This is a genomic window from Bradyrhizobium sp. 44 (assembly GCF_023073095.1).
Lineage (GTDB): Bacteria > Pseudomonadota > Alphaproteobacteria > Rhizobiales > Xanthobacteraceae > Bradyrhizobium.
Genome location: NZ_JADPIY010000014.1, coordinates 1190573 through 1212957 on the forward strand (window position 1 = coordinate 1190573; position 22385 = coordinate 1212957).

Genomic DNA, 22385 nt, shown 5'->3' on the forward strand with positions numbered 1-22385 from the left:
GAAGCCCCTATCTTTGAAACAGGAGACCAACATGAATCTGCACAACACCTCATATCCCGTGTCATCGGGACCCGAAGAGCTCGTTCCGTCGCGCTACGCGCTGAAGATCGGCGAGATCGACGTGCTGGTGGTGAGCGACGGCGTGCTGCCGCTGCCGACCACGATGCTCGCGCACAACGCCGACCCGGCGGTGCGGGCGACCTGGCTGCACGACATGTTCCTGCCGCAGGATGCTTTCGACTGGGCGCTGAACGCCGTCATGGTCCGCAGCGGCGGCAAGACCATCCTCATCGACGCCGGGCTGGGCTCGGACCCGAACTTGAACTTGCCGCGCGCCGGGCAGTTGATCAGGCGACTGGCGGCCGCGGGCATCGATCTTTCGGCGGTAACCGATCTGGTGCTCACCCATCTGCACATGGACCACATTGGCGGGCTGCTGGTCGACGGCGTGAAGCAGCAGCTGCGCAAGGACCTGCGGATTCACGTCGCGGCCGCAGAGGTCAAGTTCTGGGAAGCGCCTGATTTCTCCCGCACTGCCATGCCGGAAGGGTTCCCGGACGCGCTGCGATCGACCGCCAAGCGGTTCCTGAAGGAGTACGGCAGTCAGCTGCGGCTGTTCGATGACGAGCAAGAGATTGCGCCTGGCGTCGTCGCCCGTCGCACCGGCGGTCACACCCCCGGACACAGCGTGGTTCGCATGGCGGCCGGCGACGACGCGCTGACATTCGCCGGCGACGCCGTGTTTGCCGTCGGGTTCGAGCAACCCGACTGGCACAACGGTTTCGAGCACGACCCCGAGGAGGCCGCGCGCGTTCGCGTTCGTCTGTTGCGACAGCTTGCCGAGACCGGCGAAATGCTGGTGGCCACGCACCTGCCGTTCCCGTCCGTGGGCCGGGTGGCTGCCGACGGCGAGGCCTTCCGATGGGTGCCGGTGTTCTGGGACTACTGACCGCTTGCCGGGTTAGAGCCGAAGCAGGGCGCGGACTCGATAGGTCCGCGCCCTTGAAAATAGGATCAAACATCGACCCTCGCGGTTATCGCCCCGCTGAGACGGCTGGAACCGGTCGGCGGCGCCAGCCAGCATTGCGTCACGTGCCGCGCAGGCGGCTCCTCGTCTGCGCTCGTGCGCGCGCGAATCGAGCGAGGCGATATGGCGATCGCGGCATTCAGGATGGTCACTCTCGTAGCGGTTACTGCCATGATCGGCCCATCCGTGCAGGCCCGCGACGACGGTCGCTACGCAAACTCGCCCCTCAAGGGCTGGTTCGAGAGCCTGCACAGCAAGGGCGGCGGTCCCTGCTGCGCCGACGCCGACGGCACCGCGCTGGACGATGTCGACTGGGACACGAGCAACGGACATTATCGCGTGCGACTCCTGGGCGACTGGATCGAGGTGCCCGACGACACCGTGATCACCGAGCCGAACCGCGCCGGCCGCACCATGGTCTGGCCGTATTACGTCAACGGCCGCGCCAAGATCCGCTGCTTCATGCCGGGCAGCATGACTTGAGATTTTGAGTTCTGATGTCCCGGCTCGGCCCAGCATACGATGATGCGCCGCTGAACCGGCCGGCGCGGGCTCACTTGACCTGCTTGGCCGCGTGGATCTCGACGAACTCGGCATCGGGATGCGCGACGATGGTCGCGAACATGATGCCGCTGATGATGAGCGACCAGGCGGTGTCCCAATAAATCCAAAACACGTGCCAGCCTCCGTTTCGATCTGCTCCGCCCGCGGGATCAGGGTAACGGCAAGGCGAGGCTGCCGTTCCCAGTGCGCGGGCGGCGCGGGCGAGGTGCTATTTTGGTTTGGTCGGCGCGGAGTTGGGATCGGTTTGGCCGGTGTGGCGCTTTGCCACGACGTCCTCGTCGCGCTCGCCCTGACGCGGGCGCGGCGGCAGCTTGGGCTGGCCGGCCTGACCGCCATGCTTGCCGCCCATGTCGGGCTTACCTTCGAGATCGTTTTCACGGGCCATACCGGTTCAATGCGCTCGCGCGGCATTGGTTCGGTTCGGCTGTGAACGAGTTCATAGGATCGCCGCGATTTGCAGTGCACGATAGCCAGGCCCGCCCCCGGGAGCATTCTCATTCATATGACTGACGGATACGGCCTGATGCGGAAGCCACTCGTCGCCTGGACGATCCTGACCTGCGCGCTGCTCGCGGTCACCGTGTGGACCGTGCTCGGGCCGCCCCACGTCCCGCCCGGGCCCCATCTGCCCTCCCGCACAGCGGCGATACGGTAGATCTCCCACCGATACCATTTCGGCATCGATCGATCCCAATTGGAGTTTGGTGCGGCGGGGCGGCTGCCGCTATCCTCGCCGGCAAAACGACAAATGCCGCACCGGCATCCAGGAGGACCCCCATGGTGAGATCGACCCGACGCAGCAGATCCGGCGTACCCCGTGCCGCGATCGCCACCACGCTCGCTTTCCTCACTCTCATTTCTGGAGTCCGCGCCGGCATGGCCGAGACCTTCGCCTATGTCGGCAACGCCGACAGTAACGACATCAGCGTGTTCAAGATGGCCGAGAACGGCGAGATGACGCCCGTGCAGACGGCCGCCTTCACCGGCGTCGAAAAGCCCGGCTCCTCGACGCCGCTCGCGATCACGCCCGATCATCGCGTGCTGATCGCCGGTGTCCGCTCGCAACCGTTCGTTGCGGTGAGCTTTGCGATCGATCCCAAGACGGGCCAGCTCAGCCATATCGGCAACGGCCCACTCGCCGACAGCATGGCCAATATCGCCATCGACCGCGGCGGCAAATTCCTGTTCAGCGCCTCCTATGGCGGCAACAAGGTCGCGCTGAATCCGCTGCTCGCCAACGGCGTCGCAGGCGAGCCAAAGCAGGTGATCCCGACCGGGCTGAACGCGCACGCTTTCCTGCCCTCGCCCGACAACCGCTTCGCGTTCGCGACCAATCTCGGCTCCGACCAGATCCTGGCCTTCACGTTCGATGCCACGACCGGCACGCTCACGCCGAGCGATCCGCCGGCTCACAAGGTGCCGGAGAAATCGGGGCCGCGGCATTTCGTGTTCCACCCCAACGGCAAGTTCGTCTATCTCCTCCACGAGCTGAACGGCGACGTCGCGGCGTTCGCCTATGAGGCCAAGGGCGGCGCATGGGACGAGATCCAGCGCACCAGCGCCTTGCCAGAAGGATTTACCGGAAAGCCCTGGGCCGCCGACATCCACATCACCCCCGACGGCCGTTTCCTCTACGCCTCCGAGCGCACCACCAGCACGCTCACCGCCTACAAGGTCGATGCGACAAATGGCAAGCTGACCACGATCGGCAGCGTGCCGACCGAGAAGCAGCCGCGCGGCTTCCACATCGATCCCGGCGGGCGCTACCTTGCCGCAGTGGGCGAGCTCTCCGACAGCATGACGGTCTATGCCATCGACCAGAGCAGCGGGGCACTCGCCAAGCTGAAATCCTACGCCACCGGCAAGAAGCCGAACTGGGTGGAGTTCTTGAGCCTGCCGTGAGGGGGCTCCGCTGCGGGATGAGTTCGGCCTGCATGGTTCGAGACGCCCGCTTTGGCGGGCTCCTCACCATGAGGGCCTGATATCCCGCCGCGAAGCACGACCTCATCCCGAGGGCGCGCCGTAGGCGGGCGTCTCGAAGGATGGCCGCCGGGACGGTGGAAGACAGCGAACCTTGGCGCCGGTCCCGAAGACTAAATCAACGGGCGGCATCGCGCCGCCCGTGCTGCGGCGGCATTCTCATCCGGCCGGCCCTGATGTGCCATTGGCTCGCAGCGATCGCTTCTGCTAACGATGAGGCCGTCAAGGCCCCAACCGGAATGACCCATGCGTTCATTGCCTGCGCGTTCTGTTTCCAGACATCTCGTTGCGCTCACCGGACTGCTGTTGCTGTCGGCCCCGCCCGCTGCCGCCGCCGATGACGACGCGCCCAAGGGGCCGGCGGTCACGGTGCTGAAGGTCGCAAAATCCTGTTTCTCCGACATCGTCGAGGGCACCGGCACGATCATCGCGCGCGAGGCAAGCTCGGTGCGGCCAGAGCGGCCCGGCCTGAAGGTGACGGAGGTGCTGGCGGAAGCCGGCGACACCACCACCGCAGGCCAGGTGCTGGCGCGGCTCGCACTGCCCGAGGGCGGCACGCTTCAGGTCACCGCCCCCGTGGCAGGCGTGATCGCGACGTCGACCGCGCAGATCGGCAACCTCGCCTCTGCCAAGGGCGAGGCGCTGTTCACGATCGTGGCGCGCAGCGAGTACGATCTCGTCGCCCTCGTCGCGACCAGCGATATGCGCAAGCTCGCGGTCAACCAGGTGGCGACCGTGCGCATCGCCGGCGCCGGCGATATCGACGGCAAGGTGCGCCGCATCGGCCCGACGGTCGAGCCGAACATCCAGCAGGGCATGGTCTATATCGGCATTTCCGCGCAGAAGCGGCTGTTGCTGAATGCGAGCGGCCGTGCGCTGATCAAGTCGGGCCAGAGCTGCAACGTCACGGTGCCGCTGACCTCGGTGCAGTATTCCTCCGCCGGCACCGTCGTGCAGGTGATCCGCCGCAACCGCGTCGAGACCAAGCGCGTCGAGGTCGGACTGATGTCGGGCGGCAATATCGAGATCCGCGACGGCCTCAACGAAGGCGATATCGTCGTCGCCCGCGCCGGCGCGCTGCTGCGCGAAGGCGATCCGGTGCGCACGGTGATGGCCGCGGAAGCGGCAAAGTAATCGCCACGATCGTCATTGCGAGGAGCGAAGCGACGAAGCAATCCAGAATCTTTCCGCGGCAAGATTCTGGATTGCTTCGCTGCGCTCGCAATGACGGTGGAGAGGCAGATGTACGTTAAACACGCGGATCGTAGGGTGGGCAAAGCGAAGCGTGCCCACGTCTTCTATCGACCGCGTCTTCTATCGAAATGTTGGAAAGATGGTGGGCACGGCGCGTTGCGCCTTTGCCCACCCTACAAGACCTAAGAAAAACTAGCCGCCGGCTTCGCCGAAATGGACGTCCTCGAGCAGCGAGGAGGAGACGGTCGGGACCTGGTCGCCTTCGCTGGCGCGGGAGATCGCAAGGCGGGTCTTGTTGAAGACGCTCTCGGCGCTGCCCTGCGCATTGAGGTTGTTGAGGAACTCGCTGACCAGCACGCTGTGCTCGCCCTTGCCGTCGTCGACGACCTTGCCGGGCGAAGCCGAGGAGAGGATCAGCGCATTGTCGGTCGCGCTGATCGGCGCGAGGCCGTGGCTGTAGGAGCGGAAGCGGCGCTCATAGGGATTGCGGCGGGAGGCGTCGACCACGACGAGCTTGGCCTTGGCGCCCTGCTCCTTCATCATGTCGAGCACGCCCTCGATGGAGACGCCGTGACGGCGGACATCGCTTTCCTTCCAGATCACGGCATCGACCGGCAGCATGTAGCTCTCGCGGCCGGCCTGCACGCCGTAGCCGCCGAAGAACAGCATGACGACGGTGTCGCGCTTGATCCGGGACTTCAGGCGATTGACGGCGCGGACCATGTCGTCCTTGGTCGCGTCTTCCACCATGTCGACGTCAAAACCGTTCTTGCGCAGCGACGAGGACAGCGCGCGGGCGTCGTTGATCGACTGCGTCAGCGGCGCGTTGGCGTCGGGGTAGTGCCCATTGCCGATGACGAGGGCGAGACGCGAGGCCTGGCCGATCGAGCCGGTGACCTGGTCGGTCGAAACGGCCTTGGCGGCATCGAGCGCCCGCATGTTGAGGGCAGCATGGGCGCCGATCACGAGCGAGACCGTGCCGATGAGGGCTGCGGCCACCGCGATCGTGCGTCGGGAAATGTCGAGCTGCGTTACATTCATCTCGCGTCATTCCTGTCAGTGCCAAAGACCAGCCAAGCACGCGCACACTGTTTGAGTAGCGCGATAGCGTCTTTGGGTTTGAGGGATTGGCCGGGGGTGTGCCCCCGAATTGCGCGCAATTTGCGGCGCCGCACCAAACAAAGCCTTAACCGGATATCGCCTCCCCCGCAATAGATCGCCGAAAATTTGACCTAAGTCTTTGGAAACGTGTGTTAATTTTCATCGCCCAATATGTGATTTTTTTGCGTCCCCGTAGCCTTCCGGAGCCTGATTATGCAGGCTCCGTGCCGGCTTTTTCTGTGACTGTCATCACATTTGTATTTCCTGCGAATCCGGGTAGCTTTTTCAACGACTTGCAGGGGGTGGCACGCGGCTGGGAGCGTGCCGGCCGGCCCCCCGGCCAATTCCCGCGACCAGGTTATTTCATGAGCTTTCAATATTTTGCCGGCGCCGCCTGCCGGGCGCTGACGGCGCGGAAGGATGGCCCCTCGCTTTACGACGTTTGCGATCCCGTACTGTCTGTTGCGGCCAGCGGCGATCCGCATCTGGCCAAGTTCTACAAGACCGCGCTCGGCAATCCCGCATTGCGGGTGCTGCTCCGCCGGGCCGGACTGCCTGAGCTGCGCGACGAAGGCAAACTGGCCCGGCTGCGCGAGGCGCTGGTGCGCGCCCGCGACGAGGCCGAGCCTGATTGGGCGGCGGTCGGCCAGCCCGTTGCCGATCTCGTCGACAGCATCGCGCTGGATCATCCCAAGCCGCCGCCGGCCATGTTCACCGGCGCCATGCCGCAACCATCGCAGATCGACGGCGTGATCCGCGATTGCGCGCAGCATCTGCTGGGCTCGTACCGCAAGAATGGCTTTCTGCCGACCTACGCCGCGTTCAACCTGATCGGCGATCCCGATTTCCGCGGGCGCGAGCTGACCATGGCGCTCACGGGCCTCAACGCGCGTGGCTACAAGAACTCCTCGCTGCTGTTCAACCTCGCCCGCGTCTTCATAGCGCGATCGCCGGCGCGCGCAGTCGTCAATCCGCCCTGGCGAGGGGTTGCCGAACCGATGTGGGAGCCGGTGCAGATCCGCCACCGCTCGGCCTATTACGACGCGTTCTTCATCGAGGCGCTGTTGAGCTACGTCGAGACCGGTCTGGCCTCGTCCGCCGACAAGATGTCGGCGGAGCGCGCGGTCGCCGACATGGTCGATTTCTGCGTCAACATCAGCCGCGAAGAGGTCGAGGGCATCGACGGGGCGCGGTTCAACGTCATCACCGCGCTCGCGCCCGCGCCCCATCCGCGCTTCTCCCGCTACTTCGCCCAGATCAAGCAGGACCTCGGTTTCGGCGTCTACGTGCCGGATTGCGACACCACGGCGTGCTCGATCTCCGCGGCGACGCAAGCCGGCTGCACCGATCCGATCCTCGATCAGCCGCTGCTGGATTTCTACGCGGGCTATCAGGTACAGGCGGGCGTCAACGAGCCGCGCGTGACCGTGCCGATCAACGACAATATCGACTATGAGGGCGGGGTTGCGACCTGGATCGACAATCTCAAGGGCGAGCGGCCCTATGGCAATGATCTCGATCCGACGCTCAATCTCGACATTCTCGAGGTCAGCTTCCGCAATCTCGCGCGCTGGAAAGTATTGGAAACGCCGGCGCGGCTTGCCACCGTTCATCGCATCATCGGCTTCCAGAAGCGGCTGGCGGCGAGCGGCGCCTTCGCCAATCCGCGCTCGCACATCTATTATTTACCGGAGCTCTACAGCGCCTATTTCGGCCGCTGCTACGCCGCCTTCCTGGCGCTGCCGTTGGCGGCGCAGGCGATCATCGATCCCGACGGCGATTTCGATTTCATCCGCCACCGCGTGCTCTCCTACGTCAAGGGCGAGCTGATGGCCGCCGAGATGAACGTGTTCGACGCAGCGCTCGCCCTGATCGCGCTCGGCCATCTCGGCGCCGACCCGCGCGCCTTTGCGCCGGCGCTGAACGTGATCGTCGCGAGCCTCGGCGAAGGCGGTCGCCGTGGCCCGTTCCGCGCCTATGAGTGGAACAAGATGAAGACGCCGACGCGGATTTTGGTCGGCGGGCCTGAGGTCACGTCGGCGTTCGTGCTGATGGGGCTGGCGGTGGCCAAGCGGGCGATGGCGCGGGGATAGGTTTCGTAGGGCGGGTTAGCGAAGCGTAACCCACCACTTCCGCCACCGTGGAGACGAAAGAGGTGGGTTACGCCTTCGGCTAACCCACCCTACAAACTTCGCCCGATGACAGTAAGTTGAAAGCCCAACTGCCAGGCATATGCTGGCCGGGCGGACAAAAGCCGACCACAATTGCGAGGTCTATCGCAATTTTCATCACACGCGGGCCGGCATGTTGCGAAAATTCCTGATTGCGCTGTCATTGCTTGGCTTCTCCTTGCCCGGCTTGCCGTCGCCGGCTGAGGCCGCCGACATCACCGGCACCGCTAAGGTTCGCGCCGGCGACGCCGTGATGATCGGCAACACGCGGATCAGGCTCGGCGGCATCGACGCGCCCGCGGTCGACCAGCTCTGCCTCAACAACAAGGGCGAGCGCTGGACCTGCGGCATCGCGGCCCGCGACGAGCTCGCCAAATACGCCGACGGCAAGAACTGGGTCTGCCATGCGAGGTCGATCGACCGGCGCGGCCGCACCGTGGCGCGCTGCGATGTCGGCGGAGAGGATATCCAGAAATGGCTGGTGCGCGCAGGCTGGGCGCTGGCCTACACCCGCATGTCGCACGACTATGAGGCGGACGAGAAGGCCGCGCGGGAGGCCAAGGCCGGGATGTGGCAGGGCGCCTTCATCGCGCCCTGGGACTGGCGCGAGCGCAACAAGAAGACCACCATCCTCGGCGCCACCAAGCCGCCCGACGGCGCGCATGCGATCCTGCTCGCTTCGGCCTCGGGCCCGGTCGCGCCCTCGCCGGACTGCACCATCAAGGGCAATGTCAACTCCGCCGGCGAATGCATCTATCACCGGCCGACCAGCCGCTGGTATGCGCAGATCAAGATGAAGATCAGCAAGGGCACGCGCTGGTTCTGCTCGGTGGAGGAAGCCGAAGATGCGGGCTGCCGCGAGACTAAGAGATAGCCCACGTCAGACCTGCGTTTTCCGGCCTTTTCTTGCACCGCAGCGCCGCGTAAAAGTGTGAATCAGCGACCCACCATCCTGTTCTCAGGCAACAAGGACCAACAGCAATGACCGTTCGCGCGGGCCGGGAATTTCTGGCCATCCCCGGGCCCACCAATATGCCCGACGAGGTGCTGCGGGCGATGCATCGTCCGGCGATCGACATCTACTCCAAACAGATGACCGATCTGACCGAGAGCCTGCTCAGCGACATCTCGAAACTGTTTGCGACCAAGGGCAAGTCCTACATCTACATCGCCAACGGTCACGGCGCCTGGGAAGCAGCATTGAGCAACGTGCTGTCGCGCGGCGACAAGGTGCTGGTGCTCGAAAGCGGACGGTTTGCAATCGGCTGGGGCCATGCCGCAGCGCTGATGGGTGCCGAGGTCGAGGTGCTCAAGGGCGACTGGCGCCGCGCGGTGCGGCCGCACGAAGTCGAGGAGCGCCTGCGCCGCGACAAGGATCACACCATCAAGGCCGTCGTCGTCGTCCAGGTCGACACGGCGTCCGGCGTGCAGAACGACATCGAGGCGATCGGCAAGGCGATCAAGGCGAGCGGCCATCCGGCGCTGTACATGGTCGACACTGTGGCCTCGCTCGGCTGCATGCCATTCGAGATGGACAAATGGGGCATCGACGTTGCGATGTCGGGCTCGCAAAAGGGCCTGATGACGCCGCCCGGCCTCGGCTTCGTCGCGGCCAACGCGCGTGCGCTCGAGGTCCAGAAGACCGCCAACATGAGCACGCCCTATTGGAGCTGGAGCGAGCGCGAGGGCAGCGAGCATTATCGCAAATATGCCGGCACCGCGCCGGTCCATCTGCTGTTCGCGCTGCGCCAGGCGATCGACCTGCTGCACGAGGAGGGACTGGAGAACGCCTTCCGCCGCCACAGCCTGCTCGGCGAAGCCGCACGCCGCGCCGTCGGCGCGTGGTCTGAAGGCCAGGTGCTCGGCTTCAACGTCGCGGAAGCCAGCGAACGCTCCAACACCGTGACCACGGTGACCATGAGCAACGGCCACGATCCGGCAATCCTGCAACGCTATTGCAAGGAGAAGTGCGGTGTCGTGCTCGGCACCGGCATCGGCGATCTCTCGGGACAAGCCTTCCGCATCGCCCATATGGGCCACGTCAACGCCCCGATGCTGCTCGGCACGTTGGGGGTGATCGAGGTCGGGCTGAACGCGCTGAAGATCCCGCACGGCAAAGGCGGGCTCGAGGCAGCGGTTGCGTATCTCGGCGAAGAGGTGGCGGTGTAGGCGCAAGCCGGAAACTCCGCTGTCGTCCCGGCGAAGGCCGGGACGACGGCGGACTGTTTGGCTACGCTGTGGCCTCAGATTGGCAGAGGCCAACGCTTCACCGCGGCAAGCGATACGCCTCGACCTGCGCCTTCAACGCCTCCAATGACGCAAGCGGCGCCTTCGGATCGACCCGATACTGCTCACGCGCCAGCCACGACAGCACCTTCGCATCGATGACCGGCGAATGGTGGATGACGTCGCCGTAATGGTCGAAATCGTGCGTCACGTCCTTGATCGCCCGGAAATCGTACAGGCGCACATTGGGGAGCTGCGTCAGGCGCTGCGCAATGACGGCCGTGAGATCGGTGACGATCTTCAGCGTCGAGGGCGAAGCGTCGCGCATCGCGACGAATTGCAGGATCGAATAGGGCGGGAAGTAGATGTCGAAGGTCACGTCCGGATGGCGCGCGATCAGGCCGAAAGCGTCATGCTCGAAATGCCGCACCATCGCGTCGTAACGATAGCCTTCGCCGAGAAAGCGGCTGCGTACGGGATCGGTGATATAGGCGAAGGCCGCGAGCGTCCTTTTCGCATTGTAGGCGCGCGCGATGTCGATATCGCGCGGCAACGCATAGATGTCATCGACATCAGGCAGCGCGAACTTGATCGGCAGATAAGGCGCGGCCCGGGTCAGCGGCTGCCGCAGCGGCGGAACCGACCGCAGCAGCGCAAACAGGGATTCCTTCGCCATCGCCGCGCTGAACAGATAGGACGCGATGCCTTTAGGCGTCCCGCGATAGAGATCAGCAGAGAGATAAGGATCGGTCTCGATGTCGGCCGCATCGACAAAGATGAAATCGTCCATCGCCCAGATCACGCGCTTTGCGCCGCGGTCAATTGCCTGCTCCAGCACAAACCCCTGCTGGCGCGAATTGGAGCCGGTCATCGCCAGCTTGAGCGAGTGCACGCCCAGCGCATGGTCGATATCGCTCTGGCGGAAATGGATCGCGAGCGAGGTGCCCATGAAGGCGGTGTCGAACGACTGGCTGCGGATCAGCCCGGCATTCTGCACCCGCGTGTCGTCGGAATAAAAAGGTGCGACGAGGCGCGAGGGGCGAAACAGTTGCAGGGGATCGATGACATAGGTGAGCGCAGCCGCGCCCAGCACGCACGCGATGCTCGCGAGGAGAAGACGCCCTGGATGTGTGAACGCGCCTTGCATCAGAACCGGAAATAGATGAATTCGCTGTGGCTCTGGATGCCCAAAATCCCGAACGCAAGCACCAGCGACGCACCATAGAGGACCAGCGGCCGCATCCGTCCGGCCATCAGGCCGTCACCGACCCTGCGATTGGCGTGGTCGTACCCCATGATTCCTTGCGTATTCGGTGCCAGCCACACCAGCGCGGCATAAATTGCGACCATCACCGACGCCGCAATCTCCTCGCGCCCGAACACGATATTCGAGGGATCGGCCATCGCATTCAGAATCCGCATGGCCCAATCGACCCGTTCGGCACGGAAGAAGACCCATGCGGCAACAACGGCAAGGAATGTCAGCACGGCCCCGGCGACGCGAGCTGGGCGCGCGAGCAATTTTGGAACATTCGGCACCAGCGCATTGAAAGCGTGATTGATACAGAGATAGGCGCCATGCAGCGCGCCCCAAATGACAAACGTCCAGGCTGCGCCATGCCAGAGCCCGCCCAGCAGCATCGTCAGCAGCAAGTTGACGTAGCGCAGCACGCGGCCGCGCCTGTTGCCGCCGAGCGGGATGTAAAGATAGTCGCGCAGGAAGTGCGAAAGCGTCATGTGCCAGCGCCGCCAGAACTCGACGATGCTGGTGGCCTTGTAGGGCGAGTTGAAATTGACCGGCAGGAAGATGCCGAACATCAGCGATATCCCGATCGCCATGTCGGAATAGCCCGAGAAGTCGAAATAGAGCTGGAACGTGTAGGCGAGCGCGCCAAGCCAGGCCTGGTCGAAGCTCGGCGCGCGCGCATCGAAGGCGAGTGCGACCAGCGGCTGGATGCCGTCGGCGAGGCACGTTTTCTTGAACAGGCCGATTGCGAAGATGATGATTCCGCACAGGATCAGATGCGCGTGCGGCTGCTTGGTTTCCTCCCGTTCGAATTGCGGGATCATGTCCTTGTGGTGGAGGATTGGCCCCGCGATCAGATGCGGAAAGTAGGTCACGAACAGCGCGTAATGCGGCAGTGCGTAGGCCGCGACCTGTCCGCGCCAGGCATCGACCAGGAACGCGATCTGGGTGAACGTGTAGAAGGAGATGCCGACCGGCAGCAGGATGTGGGCCGCGAAGTGCGTGCCGGTCAGTACATTGATGTTCTCGGCGACGAAGCCGGCGTATTTGAAGATGCCGAGCACCAGGAGATCGCCGGCGACGCCGAGAGCAAGTGCCGCCTTTCGTTGCGACGGAGCAAGCTTCGCCACGATGAGGAGGTGGCCTATGCCATAGTTGAAGGCGATCGATATCAACAATAGGGCCACGAACTGCCAATTGCCGATGGCGTAGAAGGTGAGCGAGGCCACCGCCAGCCAGATCACCGGGGCCAGATTGCTGCGCCGCCCGAGCCAGAAATAGCCAGCCAGCGCGGCCGGCAGGAACAGCAGGATGAACGGGTAGGAATTGAACAGCATCAGGCTGGACCGGCGGCGGGGATTAGGAAGCCTAAAGCATAGAAGGGACCGATCAACAACCCGGCGACTGGCGCAGTCCTTGCCGCAGTGGCGCTGGCAATTCGAGGAATCGGGGCGATATAAGGTGAAACACGCATCTGAGTGAGGATCGAGTGACACAGGCCAAAACACCTTCCCAGCCCCCCGTCGCCCCGCGCCGGCCGCATTCCTTCACGCGGCACGGGATCACCGTGACCGACGACTATGCCTGGCTAAAGGACGAGAAATGGCAGGAGGTGCTGCGCGACCCCGCGGTGCTCGATCCCGACATCCGCAAATATCTCGACGCAGAAAATAGCTACACCGAGAGCCTGCTCGGCCACACCGCAGCCCTCCAGAAGACGCTGGTGCGCGAGATGCGGGGGCGGATCAAGGAGGACGATTCCAGCGTGCCGTCGCCGGATGGTCCCTTCGCCTATTTCCGCAAGTTCCGCGAAGGCGGCCAGCACGAGCTGTTCGGCCGCATGCCGCGCGATGGCGGCGAGGGCCACATCGTGCTCGACGGCGATGCGCTCGCCAAGGACCACACCTATTTCAAATTCGGCGGCAGCCGGCACTCGAACGATCACAAGCTGCAGGCCTGGAGCGCCGACACCAAGGGCTCGGAATATTTCTCCATCCGCGTGCGCGACTGGGCGACCGGCAAGGACCTCGACGACGTCGTCGAGGAGACCGACGGCGGCGTGGTCTGGAGCAAGGACGCGACGTCGTTCTTCTACGTGAAGCTCGACGACAATCATCGGCCGATGCAGGTGTGGCGGCATAAGCTCGGCACTCGGCAGGCCGACGACACGCTGGTCTACGAAGAGCAGGATTCAGGCTGGTTCACCCATCTGCAAGAGAGCACCAGCGGCCGCTTCTGCGTGATCGCGGGCGGCGACCACGAGACCTCCGAGCAGCGGCTGATCGACCTCGCCCATCCCGACGCACCGCCGCGCCTCGTCGCGGCTCGCGAGGAAGGCGTGCAATACTCGCTCGCCGACCGGGGCGACGAACTCTTGATCCTCACCAACGCCGACGACGCCATCGACTTCAAGATCGTCACCGCGCCGCTCGCATCACCCGAGCGCAAGAGCTGGCGCGATCTGATCCCGTATCGCCCGGGCATCTACATCATCGACCTCGATCTCTATGCCGGCCACATGGTGCGGCTGGAGCGCGCCAATGCGTTGCCGTCGATCGTGATCCGCGACCTCGCGACCAAGGAGGAGCACGCCATTGCGTTCGACGAGGCGGCCTATTCGCTGGATACGATGGGCTCCTACGAATTCGAGACGACGAATTTGCGCTTTGCCTATTCGTCGATGACGACGCCGTCGGAAGTCTACGATTACGACATGGTCAAGCGCACGCGCACCCTGCGCAAGCGGCAGGAGATTCCGTCCGGCCACAATGCGGCCGACTACGTCACGACGCGCATCATGGCGAAGGCGCAGGACGGCGCCGAGGTGCCGGTCTCGATCCTCCATCGCCGCGGGCTCACGCTCGACGGCGCGGCGCCGCTGCTGCTCTACGGCTACGGCTCCTACGGCATGGCGATGCCGGCCTCGTTCAGCGCCAACCGGCTGTCGCTGGTCGACCGCGGCTTCGTCTATGCCATCGCCCATATCCGCGGCGGCGCCGACAAGGGCTGGGGCTGGTACCTCGACGGCAAGCGCGAGAAGAAGACGAATTCGTTCGACGACTTCTCTGCCAGCGCCCGCGCACTGATCGATACGAAGTACACCAGCGCAAAGCGCATCATCGGCCACGGCGGCTCGGCCGGCGGCATGCTGATGGGCGCGGTGGCGAACCGCGCCGGCGAATTGTTCGCCGGCATCGTCGCCGAAGTGCCGTTCGTCGACGTGCTCAACACCATGCTCGACGACACGCTGCCGCTGACGCCGCCGGAATGGCCGGAATGGGGCAACCCGATCGAGAGCGAAAAGGATTTCCGCACCATCCTGTCCTATTCGCCCTACGACAATGTCGCGGCGAAAGACTATCCGGCGATCCTGGCGATGGGCGGGTTGACCGATCCGCGTGTCACCTATTGGGAGCCCACCAAATGGATCGCGCGCCTGCGCGCGACCATGAACGGCGGCGGCCCGGTCCTGCTCCGCACCAACATGGGCGCCGGCCATGGCGGCGCCTCGGGACGCTTCAATCGGCTCGATGAAGTCGCGATCGTCTATGCGTTCGCGCTGTGGGCGGCGGGGATGGCGGAGGCCGGGGTGTAGGGTCCAGCGTCGTCCCGGCGAAGGCCGGGACCCATACCGCGTGATTGATCGATGAAGCACGATATTCGTACCGTGGAATCTCTTAATTAGGAATCTTCGCGAAACTCCGCCCTGTGGTTATGGGTCCCGGCCTTCGCCGGGACGACATCGAAATTGAGGCGCCAACTATCGCCCCACAAAACCTATACCGCCCCGTGCGCTTCCACATACAGCGCATACACCGAGTGGCTGCTGGCCATATACAAGCGATTGTTCTTCGGTCCGCCGAAGCAGAGATTGGCGCAGCGTTCGGGCAGCTTGATGAAGGCTAGCGGCTTGGCGTCCGCGTTGAACACCATCACGCCATCGAGATCCTCCGACTTGCCCTTGAGCTGAAACACCTTGCGCCCGGCGATGTCGGTCGGCTCGGATTGCAGCGCACCGTTGGAGCCCCAGCCGCACCAGAGATTGCCGTCGCGGTCGACGCGAAAACCATCCAGCGAGGCCTGGTCGGCGGCGTCGATCAGCTTGGTCTTGCCGCTGAGCGAACCGTCGTCACCGACATTGTAGCTCCAGATGCTGCGGTTGGGCGTCCCCTTCCACTCGACGACGTAGAGCTTCTTCTCGTCTGGCGAGAAGGCGAGGCCGTTCGGATTGACGAGGTCGGTGAGCACAGCGCTGATCTTGCCGTCCTTGGCGATGCGGTAGACGTTGGTGGTGGCCTGCTCGGCCTTCTCTTTCTTGCCCTCCCACTCGCCGTTGATGCCGAACAGCGGGTCGGTGAACCAGATGCTGTCGTCGGATTTCACCACGATGTCGTTCGGCGCGTTCAGCCGCTTGCCTTCGAACTTGTCGGCCAGCACGGTGATCTTGCCGTCCTTCTCGGTGCGGGTGATGCGGCGGGTCACGGAGTGCTCGCAGCTGACGAGGCGGCCCTGGCGGTCGCGCGCATTGCCGTTGGCGTAGTTCGCATTGGCGCGGAACACGCTGGTCTGCCCGGTCTTCTCGTCGAATTTCATGATCCGGTTGTTGGGAATGTCCGAGAACAGCAGATAGCCGCCCTCGGGAAAATAGGCGGGGCCTTCGGCCCAGCGCATGCCTGACGCGACCTGCTCGACCGTCGACGAATAGAGCCGGTATTTTCCGAAGCTCGGATCGAGGATCTGGATGGCGGGATCGGGATAGCGCTGGTTCGGCGTGAACGGAAACGACTGGGCACCGGCGGCGCGGGCGAAAAGCGTGGAAGCGGCCGCCGCGCCAGCGCCAGCCAAGAGATTGCGTCGTGTGAAATTCATGGAATCCTCCCCGGGTGATTTAAGGCCGGCGCTTGCTGCGGCCGGCCTGTTTTCTTGGTGCTGCCGGCGCGCGGGCTTATCGGCCGTTCGCCTTCCGCCATGCGGCGAAATCGGTGAGCGTCTGCGGGTCCGTCGCCGGATAGAGACCGAAAATGCCGCGGCCCTTGTTGACTTCCTCGGTGACGAAGTCCTCGAACGCGGTCATCTCGAAGGTCTCGTTGGCTATCTCTTCAGTGAGATGCGCGGGGATCACGATCACGCCGTCGCTGTCGCCGAGAATGACGTCGCCGGGAAACACCGGCGCGTCACCGCAGCCAATGGGAACGTTGATCTCGATGGCGTGATGCAGCGTCAGATTGGTCGGCGCGCTCGGGCGGTGGTGGTAGGCGGGGATGCCCAGCTTGGCGATCTCGGCCGAGTCGCGAAAACCGCCGTCGGTGACGACACCGGCGACACCGCGCTTCATCAAGCGGGTGACCAGGATCGCACCGGCGGAAGCGGCCCGTGCATCCTTGCGGCTGTCCATCACCAGCACGTGACCCGGCGGGCAATCCTCGACCGCCTTGCGCTGCGGATGGGAGCGGTCCTTGAAGACGTCGATGGTGTTGAGATCCTCGCGGGCCGGCATATAGCGCAGCGTGAAGGCTTCACCGACCATGCTCGGCTGACCGGCACTGAGCGGGTGCACATCCTGGATCATCTGGATGCGCAGGCCGCGCTTGAACAACGCGGTCGCGACGGTGGCGGTGGAGACGGATTTGAGCTTGTTGCGGGTAGCTTCGGTAAGTTTGGTCATGTCACGCTCTCTAGTAAATCGAGGGCTCGCCGATCGGCGCGCCGAAATCGGTCTCGAGGAAGTCGAAGTCGCAGCCGTCATTGGCTTGCTTGATGTGCTTGGTGAACATCCAGCCATAGCCCCGCTCGAAGCGGCGCTCGGGCTGCTTCCAGGCGGCGCGGCGCTTGTCGAGCTCGGCCTCCGGCACATCGAGATTGATGGTGCGGGCAGCGACGTCGAGCGTGATGCGGTCGCCGTTCCGCACCAGCGCCAGCGGCCCGCCGACATAGGATTCGGGGGCGACGTGCAGAATGCAGGCGCCGTAGCTGGTGCCGCTCATGCGCGCATCGGAGATCCGCACCATGTCGCGCACGCCCTGCTTCACGAGCTTGGTGGGGATCGGGAGCATGCCCCATTCCGGCATGCCCGGTCCGCCCTGCGGCCCCGCATTGCGCAAGATGAGAATGTGGTCTTCGGTGACGTCGAGATCGGGATCATCGACCGCCTTTTTCATCGACGGATAATCGTCGAACACCAGCGCAGGCCCGGTGTGCTTGAGGAAGCGCGGCGCGCAGGCGCTCGGCTTGATGACGCAGCCGTCGGGCGCGAGATTGCCCTTGAGCACGGCGAGTGCGCCTTCCTTGTAGATGGGATTGTCGATCGAGCGGATCACGTCGTCGTTGTGAACCTCGGCGCCATCGATGTTCTCGCCCACGGTCTTGCCGGTGACGGTGATGCAGTCGAGATGCAGATGCGGCTTGATCTGGCCCATCAATGCCGGCAAGCCGCCGGCATAAAAGAAGTCCTCCATCAGATAGGCATCGCCGCTCGGCCGCACATTGGCGATGACGGGCACCTTGCGGCTCGCAATCTCGAAATCGTCGAGGCCAATGTCGAGACCGGCGCGGCGAGCCTGCGCGATCAGATGGATGATCGCATTGGTCGAACAGCCCATCGCCATCGCCACTGCGATCGCGTTCTCGAACGCCCTGCGGGTCTGGATCGTCTTCGGCGTCAGATCTTCCCAGACCATCTCGACGATGCGGCGACCGCATTCGGAGGCCATGCGGATATGGTTGGCGTCGGCGGCGGGAATCGAGGATGCGCCCGGCAGCGTCATGCCGATCGCCTCGGCAATCGCCGTCATGGTGGAAGCCGTGCCCATGGTCATGCAGGTGCCATAGCTGCGGGCAATGCCGGCTTCGATGTCGAGCCAGTCCTTGTCGGAGATCTTGCCGGCGCGGCGCTCGTCCCAGTATTTCCAGCCGTCCGAGCCCGAGCCGAGCGTCTTGCCCTTCCAATTGCCGCGCAGCATCGGACCTGCCGGCAGATAGATCGCCGGAATGTTCATCGAAGTGGCGCCCAGCAGCAGCGCCGGCGTGGTCTTGTCGCAGCCGCCCATCAGCACCACGCCGTCGACGGGATGGCTGCGCAGCAGCTCCTCGGCGTCCATCGCCAGCAGATTGCGATAGAGCATCGTGGTCGGCTTGAGCAGCGATTCCGACAGCGACAGCGCCGGCAGCTCCAGCGGCAGGCCGCCGGCCATCAGGATGCCGCGCTTGACGTCGTCGACGCGCGACTTGAAGTGCATGTGGCAGGGCTGCGCGTCCGACCAGGTGTTGAGGATCGCGATCATCGGGCGGTCCTTCCACTCCTCCGGCGCGTAGCCCATCTGCATGGTGCGGGAGCGGTGACCGAATGAGCGGAGATCGTCGGGTGCGAACCAGCGCGCGCTGCGGAGCTGGTCGGGCGTTAGTTTCTTCTTGGTCATGATTGGGTGCCCCATTTCTGCACGGTGTTCCGCTCGATGGCGCGGAAGATCAGGTTCTCGACAAAAAGCCCGATGATGATCACCGTCAAGAGGCCGGCGAAGACCGCAGGTATGTCGAGGAGGTTGCGGTTTTCGAAGATGAACCAGCCGAGCCCGCCCTGCCCCGAGGACACGCCGAACACCAGCTCGGCCGCGATCAGCGTGCGCCAGGCAAAGGCCCAACCGATCTTGAGGCCGGTCAGGATCGAGCCGAACGCCGCGGGGATGAGGATTTTCGCGACGTAAGGCAATCCGCGCAGGCCGTAATTGCGACCGACCATGCGCAGCGTGTTGGACACGCTCTTGAAGCCGGAATGGGTGTTGAGTGCGACCGGCCACAGCACCGAATGGATCAGCACAAACACCAGACTGCCATTGCCGAGACCGAACCAGATCAAAGCGAGCGGCAACAGCGCGATCGCCGGCAGCGGATTGAACATCGCCGTGACAGTCTCGAGGAAATCGGTGCCGATGCGGGTCGAGATCGCGAGCACGGTGAAGATCGCGGCGAGCGCGATGCCGGCCGAATAGCCCATGAAAAGGACCTTCAGCGAGGCCCAGGCGCGCATCGGGATGGTGCCGTCCTTCACACGCTCGAACATCGTGATGACGGTGTCGTGCAGCGTCGGAAACAGCAGGGGATTGTCGAGCGTGAGGCCGTAGGCCTCCCAGACCGCCGCGAGAAACAGGATGATGACGGTCTTGCGGACAAAACCATCGTTCCACAACAGCTCGAGCACGCTCAGCTTGCGCTCGACTTCGGCTGCGCTGCCGGCGACCGGCGCCTCACGCAGCAGGATTCTGGCTTCGCCCATGAGAGGCTCCCTCAATGCGCCGTGGCTTCGGAGGCGAACAGGAGATCGTGAATCTCCTTCTCGAGCCGGCCGGCACTGCCATCGTCATTGGAGACCTTGTCGACGTCGACCACCTCGGCCTTGACGCGGCCGGGATGCGGCGACAGCAGCAGGATGCGGTTGCCGATGCGGATCGCTTCCGCGATCGAGTGGGTCACGAACAACACGGTGAATTTGGTCTCGCTCCAGAGCTGGAGCAGCTCGTCCTGGCAGGTTCGCCGCGTCAGCGCGTCGAGCGCGGCGAACGGCTCGTCCATCAGCAGGATGTCGGGCTCCATCGCCATGCCGCGCGCGATCGCGACGCGCTGCTTCATGCCGCCGGAGAGCGTGTGCGGATAAGCATCGACGACGCGGGTCAGGCCGACCTTCTCGATATAGGCCCGCGCCCGCGCTTCGGCGTCCTTGCGCGACAATTTTCGCGCGGTCAGCAGCGGAAACATCACGTTGGCCAGCACGCTCTTCCAGGGCAGCAGCTGGTCGAACTCCTGGAAGATCATCATGCGATCGGCGCCGGGACCGTGGATCTCGCGGTCGTTGATGGTCATGCGACCTTCGCTCGGCGCCATGTAGCCGCCGACGGCCTTGAGCAGGGTCGATTTGCCGCAGCCGGACGGCCCGAGCAGCACGAAGCGATCGGACCTGTCGACGGTGAAGCTCACCCTTTCCGTGGCGGTGACGACGGCGCTGGAGGTCTTGTAACGCAGCGTCACGGAGCTGACGTCGAGCAGCGCCATCAGTTGCCCTTCAGATCGTGGGCGACGGGGAGATAGTAATCGGTCCAGGCCTTGGGTTGGGTCTTTAGCGTTCCGGTCTTGAACAGATGCGCGGCGAATTTCATCGTGCCCTGCGGTTCGAGATTCCACTCCATCATGCCGGGCTCCTTGAGTAGATCGAGCAGCTCTTCCACCGAGGTCTTGTCGCCGGTGATCTCCTTGTAGATCTCGACCGCCTGCCTGGTGTCGCTGCGGATCAGATCCTGCGCTTCCTTGGTCGCATCGCGCACGGCCTGGATGATTTTCGGGTTGGCATCGGCGAACTTCGTGGTGGTGAAGAACTGTGCCTGGCTGAGCGGGCCGCCCATCACGTCAGGCGATGACAGCACGACATGCGCGCCCGGCACGTTCTTCAGCTCGAGGAAGGTGAACGGCGGGATCGAGAAATGGGTGTGCACCTCGTGCTTGGCGTTGGACAGTGCCGCATAGGCGTCGGGGTGGCCGAGCTGCACCGTGTTGACGTCCAGCTTCGACCATTGGTCGGCACCAAAAGCCTCGGCGGCGGCGATCTGGAGCACGATCGCCTGGGTCGAGACTTTCACCGTCGGCACGGCGATCTTGTCGCTGGGGCCGAAATCCCTGATCGACTTGATGTTGGCGTCGCGGCTGATCAGCGTCATCGGCTGCGCCGAGGTCGCGACGATGCCCTTGACGCCGCCGCGCGTGCGATCCCACAGCAGCAAGAGATTGCCGGTGCCGGTGTTGAGAATATCGACGCCGCCCGCGAGCAGCGCATCGGTCTGCGCGCCGCCGCCGGAGAAGGTGACCCATTTGGTGGTGACACCGGCCACCCCGAGCTGAGCTGCGTGCTTCTCGATCAGCTTCTGCTTTTCCATGATGTGGCTCGGCATGTAGAAAATGCCGGGCTGGCGCGACAGCGAGATCTCGGATTTTTGCTGCGCGTTCGCGGACGAAACCGTCAGCGCCGTGGCGGCGATCAGGGCGACGGCCGTGAGGCCATACTGCAATTGCTTGATCATTGTTGTTCGTTTCCTCCGGTCGCCATTGACGAGCGATCTCACTGATGCACTAATGCATTAGTGCCTCAAAGGCAAGGCCGCCGGAGCCCTTCGCATGGAAACAGCCCAACCCGCATCGCGCGCGGCCGTCCGCCCCGGCGCGCGGCTCGACCGGGCCCGCCAGGCCGCACCGCAAGTGTTCGAGCGCCTGCGCAACGCCATTCTCGCGCTCGAACTGCCGCCCGGCTCGCCGCTGTCGCGCACGGATCTCGCCGCACAATTCGGCGTCAGCTCGACGCCGATCCGCGACGCCTTGATGCGGCTGGAGGAAGAAGGTCTGGTCGACGTGTTTCCGCAGCACGCCACCGTCGTCAGCCGAGTCGACGTCGGCCGGGCCGAGCAGGCTCATTTCCTGCGCCAGGCACTGGAACTCGAAATCGTCCGGCTGCTCGCGGAGCAACATGACGACGCTCTGGTCATACGCCTCGACCACACGATCGCGCTCCAGCAGCAATTCGCCAAGGCCGGAGACTTCGAGAGCTTCATCGCCGGCGACAATGATTTTCACGCGCAGCTTTATGCCGCGGCCGGCAAGCAGGAACTCTGGACGCTGGTGCGCAGCCGCAGCGGACATATCGACCGGCTGCGCCGGCTGCATCTGCCCTCACCGGGCAAGGCCCAGAACATCGTCCGCCACCACAAGCTGATCACGCGCGCGGTCGAGGCCGGCGACGCCGATGCTGCGCAACAGCATCTGCGCAAGCACCTGTCGGGCACGCTGAGCGAGCTCGATACGATCCGGAGCCACTATCCGGAATATTTGACCGACTAAGCCT

The 22385-nt window shown here is 64.3% G+C and carries 21 protein-coding genes; 10 read left to right on the forward strand and 11 right to left on the reverse strand.

What is annotated here, in order from left to right:
- Nucleotides 1-31 precede the first annotated feature (31 nt).
- Both IVB41_RS16445 and IVB41_RS16450 read left to right on the forward strand, forming a co-directional pair.
- Nucleotides 32-949 (forward strand): MBL fold metallo-hydrolase, encoded by a 918-nt coding sequence (locus IVB41_RS16445; protein ID WP_247432767.1) that lies wholly within the window; start codon nt 32-34, stop codon nt 947-949.
- Nucleotides 950-1150: 201 nt separating this feature from the next.
- Entirely contained in the window at nt 1151-1510 is a 360-nt protein-coding gene (locus tag IVB41_RS16450; RefSeq protein WP_247432770.1) for a hypothetical protein, read from the forward strand.
- Between the two features lie 70 nt (nt 1511-1580).
- On the opposite strand, the gene IVB41_RS35620 is transcribed toward IVB41_RS16450, so the two are convergent.
- Both IVB41_RS35620 and IVB41_RS16455 read right to left on the reverse strand, forming a co-directional pair.
- Complete coding sequence (locus tag IVB41_RS35620) at nt 1581-1703, reverse strand: hypothetical protein (protein ID WP_256379023.1); 123 nt, start codon at nt 1701-1703, stop codon at nt 1581-1583.
- Between the two features lie 96 nt (nt 1704-1799).
- Entirely contained in the window at nt 1800-1976 is a 177-nt protein-coding gene (locus IVB41_RS16455) for a hypothetical protein (RefSeq protein ID WP_247432773.1), read from the reverse strand.
- Between the two features lie 138 nt (nt 1977-2114).
- Between IVB41_RS16455 and IVB41_RS35625 the strand changes: the two genes are divergently transcribed.
- From IVB41_RS35625 to IVB41_RS16465, 3 genes are all read left to right on the forward strand, one after another.
- Nucleotides 2115-2246, forward strand: a complete 132-nt coding sequence (locus IVB41_RS35625) for a hypothetical protein (RefSeq protein WP_256379024.1) — start codon at nt 2115-2117, stop codon at nt 2244-2246.
- Between the two features lie 122 nt (nt 2247-2368).
- Nucleotides 2369-3493 (forward strand): beta-propeller fold lactonase family protein, encoded by a 1125-nt coding sequence (locus IVB41_RS16460; protein WP_247432776.1) that lies wholly within the window; start codon nt 2369-2371, stop codon nt 3491-3493.
- A gap of 324 nt (nt 3494-3817) precedes the next feature.
- A complete protein-coding gene (locus tag IVB41_RS16465; RefSeq protein WP_247432779.1) occupies nt 3818-4705 on the forward strand; it encodes an efflux RND transporter periplasmic adaptor subunit in 888 nt (295 codons plus the stop codon).
- Between the two features lie 252 nt (nt 4706-4957).
- Here IVB41_RS16465 and IVB41_RS16470 read toward each other — a convergent pair whose 3' ends face one another.
- A complete protein-coding gene (locus tag IVB41_RS16470) occupies nt 4958-5806 on the reverse strand; it encodes a caspase family protein (protein WP_247284754.1) in 849 nt (282 codons plus the stop codon).
- 425 nt (nt 5807-6231) lie between these two features.
- On the opposite strand from IVB41_RS16470, the gene IVB41_RS16475 reads away from it, so the two are divergent.
- From IVB41_RS16475 to IVB41_RS16485, 3 genes are all read left to right on the forward strand, one after another.
- Entirely contained in the window at nt 6232-7959 is a 1728-nt protein-coding gene (locus tag IVB41_RS16475; protein ID WP_247432782.1) for a hypothetical protein, read from the forward strand.
- 211 nt (nt 7960-8170) lie between these two features.
- On the forward strand, nt 8171-8911 hold the full coding sequence (locus IVB41_RS16480) for a thermonuclease family protein (RefSeq protein ID WP_247284752.1): 741 nt from the start codon (nt 8171-8173) through the stop codon (nt 8909-8911).
- Nucleotides 8912-9018: 107 nt separating this feature from the next.
- Nucleotides 9019-10206 carry an alanine--glyoxylate aminotransferase family protein gene (locus IVB41_RS16485; RefSeq protein WP_027568361.1) on the forward strand — a complete coding sequence of 396 codons (1188 nt, stop codon included), beginning with the start codon at nt 9019-9021 and terminating at the stop codon, nt 10204-10206.
- Nucleotides 10207-10303: 97 nt separating this feature from the next.
- Here IVB41_RS16485 and IVB41_RS16490 read toward each other — a convergent pair whose 3' ends face one another.
- Both IVB41_RS16490 and IVB41_RS16495 read right to left on the reverse strand, forming a co-directional pair.
- Nucleotides 10304-11410: a hypothetical protein gene (locus IVB41_RS16490; RefSeq protein ID WP_247432785.1), complete on the reverse strand. Its 1107-nt coding sequence runs from the start codon at nt 11408-11410 to the stop codon at nt 10304-10306.
- Nucleotides 11410-12846: an MBOAT family protein gene (locus tag IVB41_RS16495; RefSeq protein WP_247432788.1), complete on the reverse strand. Its 1437-nt coding sequence runs from the start codon at nt 12844-12846 to the stop codon at nt 11410-11412. The genes IVB41_RS16490 and IVB41_RS16495 overlap by 1 nt, the downstream gene beginning before the upstream one ends.
- Before the next feature lie 152 nt (nt 12847-12998).
- Here IVB41_RS16495 and IVB41_RS16500 point away from each other — a divergent pair, with 152 nt between their 5' ends.
- Complete coding sequence (locus tag IVB41_RS16500) at nt 12999-15104, forward strand: S9 family peptidase (protein WP_247432791.1); 2106 nt, start codon at nt 12999-13001, stop codon at nt 15102-15104.
- A gap of 182 nt (nt 15105-15286) precedes the next feature.
- Here IVB41_RS16500 and IVB41_RS16505 read toward each other — a convergent pair whose 3' ends face one another.
- From IVB41_RS16505 to IVB41_RS16530, 6 genes are all read right to left on the reverse strand, one after another.
- The gene (locus IVB41_RS16505; RefSeq protein WP_247432794.1) at nt 15287-16378 is read right to left on the reverse strand and encodes an SMP-30/gluconolactonase/LRE family protein; all 1092 of its coding nucleotides are present in this window, start codon (nt 16376-16378) and stop codon (nt 15287-15289) included.
- 76 nt (nt 16379-16454) lie between these two features.
- The gene (locus IVB41_RS16510; RefSeq protein ID WP_247432797.1) at nt 16455-17174 is read right to left on the reverse strand and encodes a ribonuclease activity regulator RraA; all 720 of its coding nucleotides are present in this window, start codon (nt 17172-17174) and stop codon (nt 16455-16457) included.
- Between the two features lie 10 nt (nt 17175-17184).
- Complete coding sequence (gene araD / locus IVB41_RS16515) at nt 17185-18924, reverse strand: L-arabinonate dehydratase (RefSeq protein ID WP_247432800.1); 1740 nt, start codon at nt 18922-18924, stop codon at nt 17185-17187.
- Nucleotides 18921-19778, reverse strand: a complete 858-nt coding sequence (locus tag IVB41_RS16520) for an ABC transporter permease (protein WP_247432804.1) — start codon at nt 19776-19778, stop codon at nt 18921-18923. The genes araD and IVB41_RS16520 overlap by 4 nt, the downstream gene beginning before the upstream one ends.
- 11 nt (nt 19779-19789) lie before the next feature.
- Nucleotides 19790-20551 (reverse strand): ABC transporter ATP-binding protein, encoded by a 762-nt coding sequence (locus IVB41_RS16525; RefSeq protein ID WP_007598970.1) that lies wholly within the window; start codon nt 20549-20551, stop codon nt 19790-19792.
- Nucleotides 20551-21570, reverse strand: a complete 1020-nt coding sequence (locus tag IVB41_RS16530; RefSeq protein WP_247432807.1) for an ABC transporter substrate-binding protein — start codon at nt 21568-21570, stop codon at nt 20551-20553. Before IVB41_RS16530 ends, IVB41_RS16525 begins: the two co-directional genes overlap by 1 nt.
- Before the next feature lie 94 nt (nt 21571-21664).
- Between IVB41_RS16530 and IVB41_RS16535 the strand changes: the two genes are divergently transcribed.
- Nucleotides 21665-22381, forward strand: a complete 717-nt coding sequence (locus IVB41_RS16535) for a GntR family transcriptional regulator (RefSeq protein WP_247284743.1) — start codon at nt 21665-21667, stop codon at nt 22379-22381.
- Nucleotides 22382-22385 lie beyond the last annotated feature (4 nt).

What these genes read in the sequence shown, in the direction of transcription:
- IVB41_RS35625 (WP_256379024.1), top strand. Translation starts at nt 2,115, where the DNA reads ATGCGGAAGCCACTCGTCGCCTGGACGATCCTGACCTGCGCGCTGCTC.
- IVB41_RS16510 (WP_247432797.1), bottom strand. Translation starts at nt 17,174, where the DNA reads ATGACCAAACTTACCGAAGCTACCCGCAACAAGCTCAAATCCGTCTCC.
- IVB41_RS16470 (WP_247284754.1), bottom strand. Translation starts at nt 5,806, where the DNA reads ATGAATGTAACGCAGCTCGACATTTCCCGACGCACGATCGCGGTGGCC.
- IVB41_RS16525 (WP_007598970.1), bottom strand. Translation starts at nt 20,551, where the DNA reads ATGGCGCTGCTCGACGTCAGCTCCGTGACGCTGCGTTACAAGACCTCC.
- IVB41_RS16505 (WP_247432794.1), bottom strand. Translation starts at nt 16,378, where the DNA reads ATGAATTTCACACGACGCAATCTCTTGGCTGGCGCTGGCGCGGCGGCC.
- IVB41_RS16460 (WP_247432776.1), top strand. Translation starts at nt 2,369, where the DNA reads ATGGTGAGATCGACCCGACGCAGCAGATCCGGCGTACCCCGTGCCGCG.
- IVB41_RS16480 (WP_247284752.1), top strand. Translation starts at nt 8,171, where the DNA reads ATGTTGCGAAAATTCCTGATTGCGCTGTCATTGCTTGGCTTCTCCTTG.
- IVB41_RS16495 (WP_247432788.1), bottom strand. Translation starts at nt 12,846, where the DNA reads ATGCTGTTCAATTCCTACCCGTTCATCCTGCTGTTCCTGCCGGCCGCG.
- IVB41_RS16485 (WP_027568361.1), top strand. Translation starts at nt 9,019, where the DNA reads ATGACCGTTCGCGCGGGCCGGGAATTTCTGGCCATCCCCGGGCCCACC.
- IVB41_RS16445 (WP_247432767.1), top strand. Translation starts at nt 32, where the DNA reads ATGAATCTGCACAACACCTCATATCCCGTGTCATCGGGACCCGAAGAG.
- IVB41_RS16455 (WP_247432773.1), bottom strand. Translation starts at nt 1,976, where the DNA reads ATGGCCCGTGAAAACGATCTCGAAGGTAAGCCCGACATGGGCGGCAAG.
- IVB41_RS16475 (WP_247432782.1), top strand. Translation starts at nt 6,232, where the DNA reads ATGAGCTTTCAATATTTTGCCGGCGCCGCCTGCCGGGCGCTGACGGCG.
- IVB41_RS16450 (WP_247432770.1), top strand. Translation starts at nt 1,151, where the DNA reads ATGGCGATCGCGGCATTCAGGATGGTCACTCTCGTAGCGGTTACTGCC.
- IVB41_RS16530 (WP_247432807.1), bottom strand. Translation starts at nt 21,570, where the DNA reads ATGATCAAGCAATTGCAGTATGGCCTCACGGCCGTCGCCCTGATCGCC.
- IVB41_RS16520 (WP_247432804.1), bottom strand. Translation starts at nt 19,778, where the DNA reads ATGGGCGAAGCCAGAATCCTGCTGCGTGAGGCGCCGGTCGCCGGCAGC.
- IVB41_RS16465 (WP_247432779.1), top strand. Translation starts at nt 3,818, where the DNA reads ATGCGTTCATTGCCTGCGCGTTCTGTTTCCAGACATCTCGTTGCGCTC.
- IVB41_RS16535 (WP_247284743.1), top strand. Translation starts at nt 21,665, where the DNA reads ATGGAAACAGCCCAACCCGCATCGCGCGCGGCCGTCCGCCCCGGCGCG.
- IVB41_RS16490 (WP_247432785.1), bottom strand. Translation starts at nt 11,410, where the DNA reads ATGCAAGGCGCGTTCACACATCCAGGGCGTCTTCTCCTCGCGAGCATC.
- araD (WP_247432800.1), bottom strand. Translation starts at nt 18,924, where the DNA reads ATGACCAAGAAGAAACTAACGCCCGACCAGCTCCGCAGCGCGCGCTGG.